This window comes from Motilimonas thetidivivens, from assembly GCF_046452435.1.
Lineage (GTDB): Bacteria > Pseudomonadota > Gammaproteobacteria > Enterobacterales > CBDFNC01 > Motilimonas.
Genome location: NZ_JBKFDK010000030.1, coordinates 24,594 through 43,466, shown reverse-complemented (window position 1 = coordinate 43,466; position 18,873 = coordinate 24,594). Strand labels below are relative to the sequence as shown.

Sequence of the window (18,873 nt, the reverse complement as noted above, 5' to 3'; positions counted from 1 at the left end):
CGCCGTGTCAATGGATGCGCATTATAGGGAGATTCGTTTTCAGCGCAAGGCTTTTTTGTAAGAAAAATGCAATTAATTTCCTCCCACAATATACCCTCAAGTTATCCACAGGATCTCCCATGTTCTTCGCTTGTTTTGCTGATTTATTGTGCTAATGTCGGGCGTATTAACATGGAGAAAGTCATGAACAAGAATATCCGTCCTTATAAAGGTATCCACCCTAAGACTAATAACACTAACTATATTGACCCATCCGCCGTGCTGGTTGGCGAAATATCATTAGGGATTGATGCAAGTGTTTGGCCGTTAGTTGCCGCACGAGGTGATGTAAACAGTATATATATTGGCGAACGCACCAATATCCAAGATGGCACTGTGTTGCATGTTACGCGTAAAACGCCGAGCAATCCCGAGGGATACCCACTGATTATTGGCGATGATGTGACCGTAGGACATAAAGCTATGTTACATGGCTGTCGCATTGGCGATCGTGTTCTGGTGGGAATGGGCGCGATTATTCTTGATAATGCCGTGGTTGAAGATGATGTCATCGTCGGAGCAGGCAGCTTAGTCCCTCCCGGCAAAACGCTAGAATCTGGCTATTTGTATGTTGGTTCGCCTGTTAAACAAGCAAGAAGATTAACCGAGGCTGAGTTGGCATTCCTGCCTGAGTCTGCAGACAATTATGTTAGGCTTAAGAATGAATACTTGGCTGAAGACTAAAAGCGGCTGACTATATTGTAAAATGAGCCCACTAAGGGCTCATGATTTAGCCAAGGGCAGAAATTAAAAGCCCGCTTCAGCCACTGTCGCGGAATCAATAATGCTTGGGCTACCTGATTTAGCTAACTCAGCAAGTTCTTTGTCCATAAAGTACAAGGCTTGTTTGTTGTCACCGAGAAGCTCTAGCTTATCTATGATAGTTTTAAACAGCTTTTCTTCTTCGTGCTGCTCAGATACATACCATTGTAAGAAATTAAACGTCGAATAGTCCTGACCAGAAAACGCCACATGGGCCAGTTCATTGATTTTTTGCGTGATCATTTGCTCATGCTCTAGCGTCATATGAAACACATGTGCAAGTGATTCAAACTCATGGGGAGGCGCATCGATAGCCCCTAGGATTGGCAATGCGCCGGTTTCACTTACATAGGTAAATAGACGATGCATATGTTCCATTTCTTCTTTAGCGTGTCCACGTAAAAAGACTGCAGCACCTTCTAAGCCGCGATCTTCACACCACGCACTCATCTGTAGATACAAGTTTGATGAGTAAAATTCCAAATTAATCTGCTCGTTCAATTTTTCGATCATGGTAGGCTTTAGCATAGCGAGTCCTTAATATACATCTATGATACTTCATTAATTTTGCTATTTTCACACAGTTAGACTGCAAAATACCACCACCTCAATCAGACTCATACACAAGCATGAAATTACTGCTGATTTATTCTACGATTCTTGACTTATTTCACATCACGAACTATGTGCCACTGGTACAATGCCTCCACTTTCACAAGTTAGAGGCGATGAACATGGAACTGTTATTTAAAGAATGGAAAATTTTAAGCTTCATCATGCTACTTTTTTTGCTTTCATTTATCTAATTAGTGCTGTCGATCCTTTATCATAGCTAGCCACCTTCTTAAAACTATGGCTAACATTGAAAACCTTATATTTATTTCGCCATGGCGAAACGGATGCTAACAAAGCAGGAATTCTTCAAGGCCACCTAAATACCACATTAAGCTCACGGGGCCATCGACAAGCTAACCAATTAGGCTATTACAGTCGCCAATTAGACTTAGATCTGATCCATTGCAGCGATCTTACCCGCGCCAAAGCAACGGCAGCACCACTCTTACGATTCCACTCATGCCCGATTATTTACAGTAACCAATTACGCGAAGTGAGTTACGGCCCCCTAGAAGGAAAGGTAATCAGCCAACTTAACCAAGTAGAACTCCACAACTTGCAGCAATTTTATCAAGCTCAAATACCCTTGCCCTATGCCGGTGCTGAGCCGATAGCCCAACTCGAAAAACGGCTACTTGGCTATTTAAAATTAATACTTGATCACCCGAAGCAAAACCACGCTATCGTTAGCCACGGACAGGCACTCAATTATCTGATCCACTTACTCTTAGGTTGGCCAATACAAAAAATGCAGATGTTAGAGCTCACTAATTGCAGTGTCACAGAACTGAAATTTGATCAACTAAAATGGCAGTTAGTCAGACTGAATCAAGATGTTACATCTATACTTTAGAAGATAGGCCATAACTAAGGGGGGCATCATGTCCGGTTACCGTCATATATTGGTTGCGCTGAACTTAGATGAGGATTGTAAACCTCTACTCGACAAGGCACTTCAACGTGCAGAAATCGATCAAGCAACCCTAACCCTGCTTCACGTTAATATCCAGCTGAACCAACTCTACACCAATATGATCTCAATGGATTTAACACAATTAAAAGAACAGTTAACTGAGCGCTCAGAAAAACTGTTTGATCAAATCATGGCTGGCGTTGATTATCCAAAAATAAACCATCAAGTGATCTGTGGCGACCTGCCCGAAAGCATTTTAACTGCGGCTCAAGAGCTAGAAGTTGATTTGATTATCGCTGGCCACCATCATGACTTCTGGGGATATTTTCATAACACGGCGAAAAAGCTACTAAACCAAGCACCTTGTGATCTACTTATCGTGCCTGTGTAACATTCACCTAAAAACCGCTCGGCTTGCATAATGCCTTTTTAGTATTGGCAACCCGAGCGCACTTACGGCAAAAATATTTTGGCCCTTCCACCAAAGCTTGCAATACAGCTTGATTATTTTCGATATCGGATCGTTTCCAATCGCACAAACTCTGATTCTTTTTCATTAAAAACTCATTATAAAGTATGAATTAATGTCACATATCTGTCATGTCTAAACGCTAAGCTCGGTGCATCAATGGGAGATGCCCTGTTTCTGGCACAGCCACTTCTTTTTCACTCTCGGCAGCTAAGGAATGCACCATGCGTATTAGTACTTTTTCTTCCCTATCTTCTATTTTACTATTGCTAATAGCAAGCATTCTCGGTTATTCGATTTGGCAAAGTGGCCATGAAATCCAGACCATGCAGGCTCAAGCTAATAGCTACCAAAAGTTGAAACACCAAATCAATGTGGATTTTCAACGCACCATCCAAGCTTATCTGGATAGTGGTGATGCAAGCCAATTACAAAATGCCACCAATCAACTACAACTTGTGTATGAGCAAATTACACAACAGCAAATGGCCAACTCAGTCACGATCAAACAACAAATAACCACGCTATTGGATGGCCTAGGCGGCCAATATCGGGCAGCAGGAAAACTATCCGGGAATAACCAGCAAATTCTTGCCTTAGCAGAAACCGAAATGCGTGCATATGCCAATAGCCTAAACCAATATGGCATCGAAGGACTGCAACAGAATACGAATTTGGCAAGCCAATACCTTGCTGTTAGCCAAGAGCTAACTGACACCTTAACGGAATTGAGCCTCAGCCGTGTTGCGTTGTTTAGCAGCGCCAGCGAAGAAAACTTGGACCAATTGGAATACCTACAAACCAAGCTCGTTAATATCAGTCAACAGCTACAACAACTCGCGCCCCTCAACCTGTTTCACCCGGTTGAAACGAAATCCGAGCCTGGCATCCTTAGCTTTGACGATGACGAAGAGCCTATCGAAAAAGGCCAAGAGGCCATCGCTGAGTTAAGTAGTTTAATTAAGCGCTACCCTAAAGAGCTGGATAACACGCGACAAAATATTAACTTAACCCAAAGTGCCAGTAGCCAATTGCACCAAGAAGTCGCACAACTGGAGCAAGGATTATTAAACCTAGAGCAGCAGCTACAAACATCGGTTGCACAACGGCTAGATGAAATTCAACTGACCCTACTGATTGCCGTTGCTGTCTTGGTTGGTTACAGCATGGCCGCCTATTTATTTCAGCAACTGCTGATCGTGCGTCGCTTAAAACAGCTCAATAACGCCTTTGCTCAACTGGTTCAAAGCAACCAAACCAAGCCACTGATGCTGGCTAAATCCAATGATGAATTAGGTGAGATAGCGCAGCGTTTCAACCAATTAATCAGTCGCACTCAAGCCACAGAAGCACTAAAAGCCGAGCAGTTGGTGAAAGTATCGAATGCCTTAAAACAGATGGTGAAACAGGTCGAAACCATTGAGCAAGACTCCAAAGCCAATAGCCAATCCGCTAGCCACAGCGCAACCATGATGGCCGAGTTGAACAACCTATCTAAAGAGGTTGAAACCAGCTCTGTCACCATTTTGGGATATGCGAAGAACAACCAAGATGCCATGCAAGCCAGTCAGGAATATGCTCGCAATGTCTTGCAAGCTACCGAGAGTACCAGCGAGGCGGTCAACCGCTGTCATCAATCATTAGGCTCACTTAACGTGTCGGTGGACAATGTGGCTAGCATTATCGATGTGATCAGCAGCATCTCAGACCAAACCAATCTGTTAGCCCTGAATGCCGCGATTGAAGCCGCTCGTGCCGGCGAGCATGGCCGAGGTTTTGCCGTTGTCGCGACCGAAGTGCGCCAGCTGTCTCATAGCACCCAAGAGTCGCTGGGCCAAATTGCGACGATATTAGAGCAATTACGACAAGCAACAGCCGGGCTTAGTGTCGATATTAAAGGCATTGCCACGGCATCCGAGGCGCAAAAAACAACCGCAAATATCCTCTGGGATACCGCTCATAGTGTCCGAGAAAATGCGATGAGTTCAGCCGTGGTCGCAGAACAAGGTAGTGTCAATGCAAAACTTCAGTCGGGTAAATTAATCGACTTTGCATCAGCCATGGAGCAGGTAAAGCAACAGTCGCAACAAGTATCCAGCCTGTCGCAACAAATTGCTCAACAAATCAAACAAGAAGCGGACAGCATAATCAATACCCTGAATACCAATCCGCTTGAGCAACAGCAGTAACTCAGTTAGCTGATAGCCTTATTTACGTATACATCGAAGCGATTGTTCTTGGTTGCAAAAGCCAAGGTAGGTTTTTGTTCATCAAGCCAAGGCGCATAGTCTGGTCGTTTTACAACAACCCGATACTGCGCAGCGGCCAAGGCGGGAGCAAGCAACGCATCGGCATCAAGATCTGGCCCAACTAAATGCTGAAACACCCGCATTTCTTTCTTTACCAGTGCGCTTTTTTTCTTGTGCGGAAACATAGGATCCAGATACACCACATCAGTGCTGGCTTGGCTTAACCAATCAATGCCCGAGTCAAACACTAAAGACATATTGGCCTGCATCCACTCACCAATTTCAGGATCTTGATAAGCCCGCTGCAACCCGTCAGCCAATAAAGCAGCCACCACCGGAGAGCGTTCAACTAAAGTCACTTGGCATCCTAAAGAGGCAAACACAAAGGCATCTCGACCTAAACCCGCCGTTGCATCGATGACCTTCAACCCCGCTTTAGCCTTAATCCCAATCGCTTTAGCAATGGTTTGTCCTTTGCCACCGCCGAACTTACGACGATGCGCACTAGCCCCGGTGACAAAGTCTACCGCAACTGCACCTAGCTTAGGCTCATCTAATTTGCGTAGCTCTAAACGATGCTCGGTAAGCACTAAAGCAAGTTTGTCAGCATCGGTTAAGGCATCGCTAAAGCCCCATTGGGTTCGCAAGGCAGCAGCGTCATTTTGACGACAAGGAGAATCAACAAGCAGTGGGATCACAACAGGCTCTCAATCAGTAAAATGGCGATAATAACAAATTATTCCATGGCCAGAGAGACTAGCGCCATCATTTCAATCGGCATAGGTTTACCTAAATGATAACCTTGAGCGAAATCAACGCCAATCTCAGCCAAGCGCATCATCACCCTTTCGTCTTCAACGCATTCTGCTATGGTTTGCTTGCCCATTAACTGGCTCACTTCATTAATACTGCGCACCATGGCGTAGTCCATTTCATCATCTGCAATATCGCGGACAAATAAACCATCAATCTTAAGATAATCCACCGGTAATCGCTTCAAGTAGCCAAACGAAGACAAGCCGGTACCAAAATCATCTAGAGCCAGCTTACAGCCCAGCTTTTTCAGCTCTTTCAATAAGAAAGAAGCATGACTGAAGTTAGCAATGGCCACGGTTTCGGTGACCTCAAAACAAATTTTGTAAAGAGGAAGATCTGAGTCCACCAAGGCTTTAACTAAGTATTCAACGAATTCTTTGTTACCAATAGATTGACCCGAAAGGTTAATCGAGCATTGATCCAATTTAGCAACATGATCGGGATGACCTTTTAACCAAGCTAAGGTTTTATCTATGATCAGTTTGTCGAGCTTATCGGCTAGATTGTAGTTTTCAGCCGCTGGAATAAACAACCCAGGCGGTGCCAACTTACCGTTCTCGTCAATCATACGCGTCAAGACTTCATAATGCAGATAGCCAGAGTCATCCTTTCCACTCACCCGCTTTATGGGCTGAGCGTACAAACAAAAACGTTGTTCACGTAACGCTTGCTGAACCTTGTTAACCCATTGCATTTCCCCGTGACGACGCTGCACTTCTTGGTCATCTTGCTTAAACACATGGACACGGTTACGGCCTTCATCTTTCGCCGCATAACAAGCCGTATCGGCACAACTTAATACGTGTTGGCGATTACCGCTATTTTTATTGATTTCTACTAAGCCGATACTGACGCCAAGGGAGAAGGTCTTTTCCTCTGAGATAAAATGGTGCTCAGCAATCGCCGCCACAATACCATGAGCATAAGCCAAGGCATCGTCGGGTTGACAGTCGGCAATAATCACCCCAAATTCGTCTCCGCCCAAGCGGGCCAATAGCGCGTGAGTAGGTAAACTGTCGGTCAACAAGGTAGATAACTGCTTCAACACTTCATCACCTGCGCTGTGACCACAGGTATCATTAATCACCTTAAACTGATCCATGTCCAAGTACATTAAGGCATGAACTTGCTCACCTTCACTCGCTAGATCTATGTGCTTTTGCAACTGGGTTTCAAAAAAGCTGCGGTTATTAAGCCCCGTTAAAAAGTCGTGGGATGCTTGATGAGCCAGCTGCTCCGACAATTCCTTGGTTTCGGTAATATCTTCACAAACTAAGAAAAATTGCTCTTTTCCCGGCACCTTGCGGGTGGTTTCATTTAACCAAAGGGTTTTACCTAATCGGGTTTGGTATTGAATTTGACGGGTCTGTAGGCCATCCGGATGACTCGCACAACGATTTAAGTACTTAATTTGGCTACCTATATCGTGCGCTTCTGTATGCAATAGCGTGATGTTTTTACCGACCACATCATCCACTGCATAGCCCAATAGTAAGGCACCGTAACGGTTACACGACAGCACCAAGCCTTGGTTATTGATCGTTAATAGCATGAAAGGATTTTCGTCATGCAATACCCGATATCGAGCCTCACTTTCCCTTAGCTCAACTTCCGCCCGCTTAATGCTATTAATATCGCGACCTTCCAATAGGATCATTTCAACCCCTTGAGCGCCACGCACGGGCTTGAGGGATAAATCCACCACCACGTTTTGTTTCGATGCATTTTGCTGCTGGCTTTCATAACGAACAAAATCGCCCTTTTGCACCATGTCGATGGCGGAAACTAGCTTTTGTTGCTCATCAAGATCGTGACGCCACCATGGCGACTCCCAGATATACTCACCAATCACATCCACTTCATTGAGATTTAATAACTGCAGGGCTGCCTTGTTTACTTGCAGAATACGCCCTTTATCATCAAGTAAAATAATAAATTGGAAAGCTTCATGAAACAGTGCACTAAAGCGGGTACGACTAGCTCTCAGCTCGCTTTCAACACGTTTTTGTTTCAATAAGTTAAATTGCAGCAGCGCGATAATGACACACAGACTTAACACCACCACCAAAACGAAAAAGAAGTTATCCCGATAACTGCTGTATTCACTGTCTGGTTGGTTAGTTAAAAAAGCATTCTTTGGTAGTTGTTCCGGATCGAGCTGCCAGTGTTCCAGCAACAGCGCATCGAACACAAACTGATTGGTCGCTTTAGTCTCAATTGGCAATGCCTCGATTGGCACACCATGCAAAATATCCAGAGCCTTACGAGCAGCTCTCTCACCTTGGCTAAAACCGCTGATCATTTTGCCGCCAACAATGCCATAACCTAAAGTGTAATCCCAAGCACCAAACATAGGCACCTTAGCCACTTCAAACAAGGCCTTCAGCACTTTATCGTATTCGATATACATACCGTCACGATCGCGGGCAAACACTGTATATAAAATAATCGCATCGTCAGTAATTTCACTGACTTTTTGCTTCAATGAAAGAAAGCTTTCATCATGTAAAACATGAATTTTAGGGTAAAACTGACCACGAATTTTTTCGATGTCGCGCTGGATCAATTTGCCGGAGTGGGTGTCATCAACAATGACATAAATGTTGCTGGTAAGCGGCTTTAAACTTAAGGCAGCGGTTAAGGTTTCTGATAAATCAGGCGTTTCCACTACACCCGTCACTTTTGACATGCCTTCAATCAGCGCAGGTGTAAAATTATTCACTCCGGTAAAAACGATGGGAGTATTGGGGAATAAGCGTTGGCCATAGGTCTTGGCCAAGGCTAATGCATTGTTATCGGTCACTATCACCAAATCAAATTCACGATGCGAGAATTTGCGAGCGAACGCCTCGGTTAACAACACCATGTATTCATCGGTGAAGAAACGCTTACTGTCAAGATAGGAAACATATAGAGAAACGTCTTGATTCTTGAGGATAGACTCGATACCCGCTTGCATATCACGGGTCCATTTAAACCCCTGATGATAGGAATGAAGCACCAGAACTTCTTGCTCTTTCGCTTGCACGGAAGCAATCGGAATATGCAGCAACAGGCCGAGTAAACAAGAAACAATAAAACGACTAAGCCCCAAAATCTGCATCCAATCTCTATTTTATTAACAAGCTAACCAAAGATAAGCTGAGAGTACTCCGCCCGTTGCGCTAACGTCAACTTGAGCACAAGTAGTTTGTGATCAAGCTGAAAAGTATTGCTCTTGTAGTTTAGCCCTCTGGCGCTACTTTCGCCTCCGGTACAACACCTTCAATGTGTAAGGTTTGAGTTGGGAAAGCAAACTCTGCATCATAAGACTCAATGATCGCCATAATTTGCAGTAAAACATCTTGCTTCACCTCGTGGTAGCGAACCCAATTAGTGGTCTTGGTAAAGGTATAGACAAAAAAGTCCATCGACGACGAACCAAAACCATTAAAATTAACGATTAAGGTTTGGCTGGCATCTATCTCATCATGCTTTTGCAGCATGGCTTTAACGTCCCTGACAATCGCCGCCATGGCCTGACTATCCGCATAACGTATACCCAAGGTTTCATAAATTCGGCGATGGCTCATGCGTGACGGGTTTTCCACTGCGATGCTAGAAAAGATCGCATTAGGAACATACAAGGGCCTTTTATCAAAGGTACGAATAATCGTAACACGCCAACCAATGTGCTCTACCGTGCCTTCTATACTACGGTCGGGGGAGCGGATCCAATCGCCGACCTTAAATGGGCGATCGAGATAAATTACAAAAGCACCAAAAAAGTTAGCCAGTAAATCCTTGGCAGCCATACCGACAACCAAGCCACCAACACCACCAAAAGCAAGTACCCCTGAAATACTAAAGCCTAAGGTTTGGAATATGCCTAACGCAGTGATCACCAAAACGGCGGCTTTCATTAGCTTACCTAAGGCATTAACCGTGGTTTCATCTTTGCCTAAATTGATAAATCGCTCTTCCGCGGCGTTGATAAAACGCAAAAACGCCCAAGCGATTAAGCCCGTCAAGATCAGGGTTAAAGACAGTGGAATATAGTCCAACAAGGCACTATTTTGGTCTTGCGCATAAACGCTAGCCACCAAAGCCAGCCCAACGGTTAAAATGACCCAGTTGATGGGTAACCATACCGACGACCAAATAGCATCATCCCAACCTGTTTTGGTCATTTTGACCAAACGTTCCATTTTTTTGGCGAAGTAGCGCCAAACGACAAAGGCGACACTGGTCACTAGCAGGATAATGGTAACGTCAAACATCCAGTTATTGGTTTTATAACCGTTGATTAGATTTGAAATCCATTCCATTGATTAAAGTAACTCCATTAAATCTGGCTGACACTGCTGCTGCAGATAATCTTTTAGCTGGTCAAAAGGCAAAGGCTTACTCAGTAAAAAGCCTTGAGAAAAATCACAACCTTGCTGTTGCACATAGGCTTGTTGAACCGCTGTTTCCACTCCTTCAACCACCACTTGCATGCCTAAGTTATGAACAATATTGATGATACCGTTAAACAACAAGTTATCTTGCTGATTACGAGGAATATCGGCAATAAATGAACGATCTATTTTAACCACATCCGCAGGCAAACTACGCAAATAATTTAACGAGGAATACCCTGTACCAAAGTCATCAATGGCAATTTTTACCCCAGCCGCTTTTAGCGCGCTAATCCGCTTCATATGCTGAGTATCACTATTCATTAGCAAACTTTCGGTAATCTCTAAGGTAACACAATGGCTTGCAAGACCACTTTTCTCGATCACGGTTAACCATTCCGAGGCATTAATATCAACACTTTGAAACTCCAGTGTCGAGCGATTAATACACACCTCGATACCAGCATATCCCAACTGATGTAGCTGCTTGGTTTGAAAACAGGCCTGTGTTAACACTTGCTGCCCTAGCTGTTGAATCAACCCAGCTTCTTCTGCCAAAGGAACAAACACCATAGGTGAAATAAAGCCCCGCTCGGGATGATACCAACGCACCAAGGCTTCTAACTTCGCCACACGACCCGATTTGTTATCAATGATCGGCTGATAAAACACCGTTAATTGATTTGCTTTAATTGCCTCGGTTAATGAAACTAGCAGCGCTTGTTTTTCTAGCTCAGATTGGCGCATTGCTTGCTCATACACCACATAGGTATTGCGACCTTGGTTTTTCGCTTCAGACAATGCCAAACCCACGCGTTGCATCAGTTCATCATGGCTAAAACCATGCTCAGGGTAAATCACACAACCTATGCTAGCGGTAATATAAAGCTGCTGCTGCGCCAACTGAAACCCTTGTGCAAAGGCACTTTGCAGCTGCTCGGCAAACACTTCAGCTTGGCGTGCACTTAGCGCATTGGGAACAATGATCGCAAATTCATCACTGCCTAATCGGGCCAAATAATCACGCTGACGTAAGCGTCCTTTTAAGCGCTCAGCCACCAAGGTTAATAATGCATCCCCTGTGGCCAGCTTTTGGGTGTAGTTAATCGACTTAAACTTATCGAGGTTAATTTGAAACACCGCAAACTCATGCTGACAGGCAATACGATGCTCCAGCTCAGCCATAAAGCCAACACGACTGGGTAAACTCGTTAAGCTATCAACATGTTCAATCACTAATTGACTATCACTGATGGGTTCAATCACCACTAAATAACAAGCCACCTCACCGCCATTATTACGCAGCCCGATCAAGGTCATATCACAATGCACAACCTGCCCTAACTTAGTTTCTAATGCTTTACGCCAAGTGAGTTTTTCAACCACGCCGGTCAAAATCGACTGACAAGATAGTGACAGCGCACTGTTCGATGGCTCGACAAGCAAGGCATCCAAACTCAGCCGCTCAACATCATCGGGCTGATAACCTAATAGTTGCAAGGCGGCATCATTAATTTTCTCGACTCGACCCGTTAACCCTAACTGCAACATCGCCATGGGCAAATGACTGATCATCAGTTCAAAGTACTTATCAAGCACGTGATTCCCCACCTGCTTACTTTGGGTAATATCTTGGGTAATGCCTTGTAGTTGCAGTAACCCCTTAGGGTGTTCACGCAGCGAACTGACTTGCGCACGCAGCCATTTCATCACCCCTTTGGCTGAAATAATTCGATATTCAAATACATGAGGCTCGCTCACAACCCCTTCCATAACGCGCTCAAGCTCTAACATGACCTTAGCTCGATCACTGGGCACTATGTATTGCTCTAGGTCTGGTAAGGTTAACTGGCGGGAAAAAGGGACTAAATCAAATAATCGATAGGTGGCTTCAGACCAATGCAGCTGACGAGTCGGAAAATCAACCGACCACGTTCCCATCAAGCCTATACGTAACGACTCTCGCAACCAATGCTCATGCATAGGACCATTGTGAGCCTTAGGCTGGGTTAACGCGGTCCGGCCTTGTTGGTTCAATTCTTTGGCAATAAAGCTACTTAGCAAAGCCATGACATGGGAGCCTTGATGATCTTTCACCAAGGGCTGGCGATACACCGCAATACATAAACCAATTGCCACTTGCTGCTGATCGTATAAGGTGGCACAAATCATGGCTTCAGAGCTCCCTTTAGCCAATAGTTCTGGCGCAGGAAAATCTGTTTCTTGGCTTCGTTCAATAGCCAATATCGGCTGATGTAACGCTCTGGCAAAGGCTGAGTTTCCTAGCCATAAGGTATCTATATCCTGACAAGCACCCTCACTTGCTTGCACATAAAGCAAGGTATTGGTTTTATCTAAGGTCGTCAGCAACACAGCATCTGCACCTAAGTGCTGGCGTAACTGCTGGACAAACACATCACACAAGCTTTGCCCTGAAAGACCAGACACGGCAGCCACAATGTCAGGCAAGGCATGTAAACTGTGCGGCATAAAGGCACCATCTTAAAATAAGTTCAGAAACAGTTGCTTATCTTAATAAAAAAAAGGGGGGGGAAGATATGATGAGTGAAGAAAAAAGTGAATAATGTGCTTGTTTTGCACAAACAAACCTCACTTTTGTGAGGTTTATTTGATATTAGTGGTTTTTTATCCCTTTGGGCTATAGGGTTTTTATGCTGCCTTGATGCCTGAATGACGTAGCAAGGCATCTACCTTAGGCTCGCGACCACGAAATGCGCTAAACAGAACCATAGGTGAGGCTGAGCCACCTTGCTCTAAAATGTGCTGCATAAAATCACGACCCACTTCGGCACTAAACACACCTTCTTCTTCAAAACGAGAAAACGCATCGGCTGAAAGCACCTCTGCCCATTTATAGCTGTAATAGCCCGCCGCATAGCCGCCAGCAAAAATATGGCTAAAACCATGCTGGAAACGATTATAAGCCGGCGGCACAACCACAGAAACTTGCTCACGCACCTCATCTAACTTAGCTTGCGCTTGGTTAGCAAGGTCTGGGCTGTATTCCAAATGCAGTTTGAAATCAAACAGTGAAAATTCTAACTGGCGCACCATCATCAAGGCTGAATGGTAGTTTTTCGCCGCTAACATCTTATCTAGCATCGCCTCTGGCAACGGCTCACCGGTTTGGTAGTGACCCGAAATAAAGGCCAGCGCTTGTGGCTCCCAACACCAGTTTTCGAGGAACTGACTTGGCAGCTCAACCGCATCCCAAGGCACACCATTAATGCCCGATACACCGCTCGTTTCCACCTGAGTCAGCATATGGTGAATACCATGGCCAAATTCATGGAATAAGGTAGTCACTTCATCGTGGGTGAATAAAGCCGGTTTGTCCGAAGTCGGTTTATTAAAGTTACAAGTTAAATATGCCACCGGTTTTTGTAAGCTGCCATCAAGACGACGACGTCGAGTTAAGCAATCATTCATCCATGCTCCGCCACGTTTATGCTCGCGGGCATAGAGATCAAAGTAAAAGCTACCGCGTAGTTCACCTTGCTGGTCAAAAATGTCATAAAAGCTGACATCCGGATGCCAAGTATCAACCCCTTCACGTCGCGTGATTGTCAAACCAAACAAACGCTTAACCACTTCAAACAGGCCGCTAACGACTTTCGACTCTGGGAAGTATGGGCGTAGCTCTTCGGCAGAAATAGCATATTTGTGCTGCTTGAGTTTTTCACTGTAGTAACTTAAATCCCAAGCTTGTAAATCGGTTTGGCCCGCCGATTGTTTAGCGAACTCACGTAACTCGTCCATTTCCAATTGCGCTTGGGGTTTAGATTTAGCTGCCAAATCAGTTAAAAAGCCCAATACTTGCTCGGGCGTTTCAGCCATCTTAGTGGCCAGACTTTTTTCCGCGTAGTTAGCAAAGCCCAATAGCTGTGCTAATTCATGACGCAAGGTGAGGGTTTCATCTATGATGGCGCTGTTGTCGTATTTGCCCGCATGTGGCCCTTGATCCGATGCTCTGGTCACAAATGCCTGATACATTTCCTCGCGCAATTCACGATTATCCGCATAACTCAGTACCGGCAAATAGCTTGGAATATCTAAGGTAAATAAATAACCGTCTAAGTCTTTACTGCTGGCTAACTCTTTAGCCGCTTGGATTGCAGATTCTGGCAAACCTGCTAATTGCGCCTCATCTGTGATCAGCTTTTGCCACGCTAAAGTAGCATCCAACACATTGTTGCTAAACTGCGAGCTGAGCTCGGATAAACGCTTTCGAATTTCACCAAAACGCGCTTTTTTATCTTCATCTAGGCCTATGCCTGAAAGCGAAAAATCGCGTAAGGTATCGTCGATAAATTTTTGTTGCTCGGCCGATAAACGGGCAAATTCATCGCCCTCGCGGATCGACTTATAGGCTTGATATAAACCTTCATGCTGGCCAACAAAAGTGCCAAAATCTGACAACAAAGGCAGACAACCATCATGGGCAGCACGTAGCTCATCATTACTCACTACCGAGTTAATATGGGATATCGCTTGCCAGGCCTGATTCAATTGATCAGACACCTCATCTAAAGGCATCACAAAATTTTGCCAAGTGTAAGGCTTATCACTGGCCAAAACCTGGTTAATGGCTTGCTTGTTTTGATCGATCAAGGCCGCAATATCAGCTTGAATCGTGTCAGGCTTAATGGCGCTAAACTGAGGTAATGGTTGGGCTATTGTCATCTTTAATCTCAAATTATAAGTGCGATATAACAAACATGAGGCTACTAACAGCAAATATCAAGGCAACAAAAGCTATTAACCCATATACCAATAACATGATTAAAAATAGCAACCGAAATAGATGTAACCGATATATGATAAATTCTTTATAGCTAAATGCGCGATCTAACTCGGATTTTAGCCGGATGGTCTGGGTCAAGCGCTCCCCAAATGCCTCCTGTGAATGTATTCTCAATAAATAGCCGACCTTGCTTAGTCGGTCTATGATTAATCTGTACACTTGCCTCGCCTTAACTGCTTAGGCTAAATCGAAAGGCAAAAAAGTTAATTACGCATTAATTCGAGCTGAGTAAGTTGCTCGGCCAATAGGTAACATTGAATGCCAACAGTGGTTGCAAAAATTAAACGCTCCGTTAGTCAAAACAGTCTCTCTTTTCGACTGCTGTCCTACATTTTGTTATGTAGCAGTGTGTTGGCCGTGGTTATCACTATGGTGCAACTACTTTGGGACTATCGTAAAGACGTTGGCCAAATAGAAAACAGCATCACTCAAATTGAAGCCAGCTTTTTGCAGCCCATCGCTGCCAGCCTGTGGAATTTAGACGAAGAACAAGTGCAAGTTCAGGTCGAAGGGATCATGAACCTGCCCAATATGCAGTATGTCTTGATCAAAGAAATTCTGGGTAGCTCTGAGGTGCCGCTCATCGAAAAAGGCATGCAAAAGCAAAAGTTTGATATCAGTCGTGAATTTGATTTGGTTTACCAAGGAGAAGTGGTTGGTCGATTACTGGTTGCCGCCTCCCTCGACGAGGTATATCAACGCCTAATCGAAAAATCCATGGTGATTTTAGTCAGCCAAACCATCAAAACCTTAGTGGTTTCAATTTGTATTTTGCTGATCATCTATTACCTAGTGATCCGCCACCTCAACCGTATTGCCGACTACACCCGCTCGTTGAAGCTCGACGCAGCCTTGCCGCCACTGAAGCTCGAAGGCCGAGATCCCCACCCTTCTAATCCAGACGAATTAGATGGGCTTGCCGCGACCTATAACCAAATGCGCGAGAAAATTTTTGCCGAGCTATCAGCCAAAGAGAAGGCCAATCAAGAGCTTGCTGCCGAGCGTGATTTTTCAACCACCATCATTAACTCCTCAACGTCTGTCATCTGCTGTTTGGATCAAGCCTTTGATATTGAATCTATCAACCCTGCCGGGGTGATTTTAACCGGATACAGCCAGCAAGAAATGGTCGGTCAAAGTTGGTTAAGCCTGTTTGTCGACCAACCACAACAAGATGAAATCGCTAAGCTACTCACCAAATACCAAGACCAAAAAGATCTCGAAATCACCATGACCGACCAGCTAGGTGAAACCAACACCTTGCTTTGGAGCTTTGTACCGTTTTATGAAGGCGAACATTTCAAATACTTGATAGCCTTTGGTTATGACGTGTCTAGCTTAAAACGTGTAGAAAAAGAAATTAAACGCCTGAATGATCAACTCGAAGAAAAAGTCATCAAGCGCACCGCCAGTCTGGAACAAAGTAACAACCAATTAGTCGTTGCCTTTGATGAACTAAAACGCGCTCAGCAAACCTTAGTTGAATCGGAAAAAATGGCCTCTCTGGGTAGTTTAGTGGCAGGGGTCGCACACGAAATCAATACTCCAATAGGCATCAGTGTTACCGCCTCATCCTACCTTCAGGATCAAACAAAATCGCTAAAACAACGTGTTGCAGAGGGTAAACTGTCCCGTGGATTTATCGAAGAGTTGACCACCAACATGGACGAATCATGTAGCCTGTTGATGAATAACTTACGTCGTGCCTCGGATTTAATCAGTAGCTTTAAACAGGTCGCCGTCGACCAATCAAGTGAGGCCTGTTATACCTTCAATCTCGCGGAAAACCTCAACCAAGTTGTCACCTCGCTCAACCACAAATTGAAAAAAGCCAATTGTACGGTTGAAACCTTTTGCGATAGCGACCTGAAAATGCACAGTTTCCCGGGAAGCTTTACCCAAATCTACTCAAACTTAATCATCAACAGCGTCAACCACGGGTTTGATGACTGGGATGGTGAGCGTAAAATTACCATTCAAGTGACACGTCAAGATGACCGCTTATTAATTGATTATCAAGACAGTGGGCGCGGTATCGACCCAGAAATTGCGCCACGCATCTTTGATCCTTTTGTCACATCTAAACGCGGTCATGGTGGCAGTGGTTTGGGCACCCATGTTATTTATAACTTAGTGGTGCAACTGCTCAAGGGCAGCATAGTGCATGACACCAGTGTTAGCCAAGGGGTCTGTTTCCATATCGATATCCCATACCACAACGTATAACGCCAGTAGTCGCTGCGTGTATCCAGCAGCGACTGCAACTTGCGTCCTCCATCTTTGTATCGCATCATAACCAAACAAAGCCAAACAACTTAACGTGGCTGGTAGATGGCAATAACGAAGCTTATTGCGCTTTACAACCTACCCTAAACACTTATCCAATCCTAAAGGGAAACAAGATGACAGAACATTTTGACTACATTTGTATTGGCGGCGGCAGTGGCGGCATTGCCTCAGCTAACCGAGCTGCCCGTTACGGCGCTAAAGTCGCACTAATTGAAGCCAAAGCCCTTGGCGGCACCTGTGTTAACGTAGGTTGTGTTCCGAAAAAAGTCATGTGGCATGGCGCGCAAATCGCCGAAGCCATCAAGCTATACAGCCCAGATTACGGCTTTGATATCGAACAAAAAGGCTTTGATTGGAACAAGCTAGTCGCCAGCCGCGAAGCTTACATTGGCCGCATCCACCAGTCTTATGATCGCGTGCTAGGTAACAACAAAGTGAATGTGATTAAAGGCTACGCCACCTTTGTTGATGCTAACACCGTCGAAGTTGAGGGTAAGCACTACAGCGCCGACCATATCCTGATTGCTGTAGGCGGCGCACCAACTATCCCCAATATTCCGGGTGCGGAGTACGGCATCGACTCCAATGGCTTCTTTGAACTCACCGAACAGCCTAAGCGTGTTGCCGTTGTCGGCGCAGGCTATATCGCGGTAGAGATTGCTGGCGTACTTAATGCGCTAGGCAGTGAAACCCACCTATTTGTACGCAAACACGCCCCGCTGCGCAGCTTTGATACCATGCTCACGGACACCTTAGTGGAAGTCATGGCCGCCGAAGGGCCACAGCTGCACACCGAAAGCATTCCTAGTTCAGTGGTGAAAAATGATGACGGCAGCCTTACTATTAGCTTTGAAAATGGTGAGCAATACACAGTCGACTGCTTAATCTGGGCCATCGGTCGCCATCCTGCCACCAGCAGCATCAAGCTAGAAAACGCCGGTGTGACCACCAACGCACAGGGCTATATCCCAGTTGATGAATATCAAAATACCAATGTACCGGGCATTTATTGTGTTGGTGACATCATGGCAGGGGGGATCGAACTCACCCCAGTTGCGGTTAAAGCAGGTCGCCAACTTTCTGAGCGCTTATTTAATGGCAAAACCAACGCCAAAATGGACTACAACCTAGTGCCAACCGTGGTATTTAGCCATCCCCCGATTGGCACCATAGGCTTAACCGAAGCCGAGGCCATCGAACAATACGGCAGCGATCAAATTAAAGTATACAATTCAGGCTTTACCGCTATGTACACCGCAGTTACCCAGCATCGCCAGCCTTGTAAAATGAAGCTAGTCTGCGCAGGTGAAGAAGAAAAAGTCGTCGGCCTACACGGTATTGGCTTCGCTGTGGATGAGATGATCCAAGGCTTTGCAGTAGCAATGAAAATGGGCGCGACCAAAGCCGATTTTGATAGCGTAGTCGCCATTCATCCCACGGGATCAGAGGAATTTGTTACCATGACCTAAGCGCAACAGCTAGGTTATCCAAGCCCAAGCCATCGCTTGGGCTTTATT

Annotated in this window: 12 protein-coding genes; 6 read left to right on the top strand and 6 right to left on the bottom strand. The window is 45.1% G+C overall.

Translation table 11 applies throughout. From position 1 onward, the window contains the following. Positions 1-183 precede the first annotated feature (183 nt). Positions 184-723, top strand: coding sequence for a gamma carbonic anhydrase family protein (locus ACK8OT_RS17715; protein WP_410197839.1), 540 nt, complete (start codon positions 184-186; stop codon positions 721-723). Between the two features lie 63 nt (positions 724-786). On the opposite strand, the gene ftnA is transcribed toward ACK8OT_RS17715, so the two are convergent. Then, complete coding sequence (gene ftnA / locus ACK8OT_RS17710; protein ID WP_410197838.1) at positions 787-1,329, bottom strand: non-heme ferritin; 543 nt, start codon at positions 1,327-1,329, stop codon at positions 787-789. A gap of 334 nt (positions 1,330-1,663) precedes the next feature. Here ftnA and ACK8OT_RS17705 point away from each other — a divergent pair, with 334 nt between their 5' ends. The 3 genes from ACK8OT_RS17705 to ACK8OT_RS17695 all read left to right on the top strand — a co-directional run bounded on the left by ACK8OT_RS17705 (position 1,664) and on the right by ACK8OT_RS17695 (position 4,987). Next, a complete protein-coding gene (locus tag ACK8OT_RS17705; RefSeq protein ID WP_410197837.1) occupies positions 1,664-2,269 on the top strand; it encodes a histidine phosphatase family protein in 606 nt (201 codons plus the stop codon). 28 nt (positions 2,270-2,297) lie between these two features. Next, positions 2,298-2,720, top strand: a complete 423-nt coding sequence (locus ACK8OT_RS17700; RefSeq protein ID WP_410197836.1) for a universal stress protein — start codon at positions 2,298-2,300, stop codon at positions 2,718-2,720. A 302-nt stretch (positions 2,721-3,022) separates the two neighbouring features. Beyond that, positions 3,023-4,987, top strand: a complete 1,965-nt coding sequence (locus tag ACK8OT_RS17695; RefSeq protein ID WP_410197835.1) for a methyl-accepting chemotaxis protein — start codon at positions 3,023-3,025, stop codon at positions 4,985-4,987. Between the two features lie 5 nt (positions 4,988-4,992). On the opposite strand, the gene ACK8OT_RS17690 is transcribed toward ACK8OT_RS17695, so the two are convergent. The 5 genes from ACK8OT_RS17690 to prlC all read right to left on the bottom strand — a co-directional run bounded on the left by ACK8OT_RS17690 (position 4,993) and on the right by prlC (position 14,946). Continuing rightward, positions 4,993-5,736, bottom strand: coding sequence for a class I SAM-dependent methyltransferase (locus ACK8OT_RS17690; protein ID WP_410197840.1), 744 nt, complete (start codon positions 5,734-5,736; stop codon positions 4,993-4,995). A 47-nt stretch (positions 5,737-5,783) separates the two neighbouring features. Beyond that, positions 5,784-8,966: an EAL domain-containing protein gene (locus tag ACK8OT_RS17685; RefSeq protein WP_410197834.1), complete on the bottom strand. Its 3,183-nt coding sequence runs from the start codon at positions 8,964-8,966 to the stop codon at positions 5,784-5,786. Positions 8,967-9,087: 121 nt separating this feature from the next. Beyond that, positions 9,088-10,170 carry a mechanosensitive ion channel family protein gene (locus ACK8OT_RS17680; protein ID WP_410197833.1) on the bottom strand — a complete coding sequence of 361 codons (1,083 nt, stop codon included), beginning with the start codon at positions 10,168-10,170 and terminating at the stop codon, positions 9,088-9,090. A gap of 3 nt (positions 10,171-10,173) precedes the next feature. Continuing rightward, a complete protein-coding gene (locus ACK8OT_RS17675) occupies positions 10,174-12,732 on the bottom strand; it encodes a putative bifunctional diguanylate cyclase/phosphodiesterase (RefSeq protein WP_410197832.1) in 2,559 nt (852 codons plus the stop codon). A 180-nt stretch (positions 12,733-12,912) separates the two neighbouring features. Next, positions 12,913-14,946 (bottom strand): oligopeptidase A, encoded by a 2,034-nt coding sequence (gene prlC / locus ACK8OT_RS17670; RefSeq protein WP_410197831.1) that lies wholly within the window; start codon positions 14,944-14,946, stop codon positions 12,913-12,915. Positions 14,947-15,325: 379 nt separating this feature from the next. On the opposite strand from prlC, the gene ACK8OT_RS17665 reads away from it, so the two are divergent. Both ACK8OT_RS17665 and gorA read left to right on the top strand, forming a co-directional pair. Further along, a complete protein-coding gene (locus ACK8OT_RS17665; protein WP_410197830.1) occupies positions 15,326-17,293 on the top strand; it encodes a sensor histidine kinase in 1,968 nt (655 codons plus the stop codon). Positions 17,294-17,469: 176 nt separating this feature from the next. Further along, positions 17,470-18,825 (top strand): glutathione-disulfide reductase, encoded by a 1,356-nt coding sequence (gene gorA, locus ACK8OT_RS17660; RefSeq protein ID WP_410197829.1) that lies wholly within the window; start codon positions 17,470-17,472, stop codon positions 18,823-18,825. Positions 18,826-18,873 lie beyond the last annotated feature (48 nt).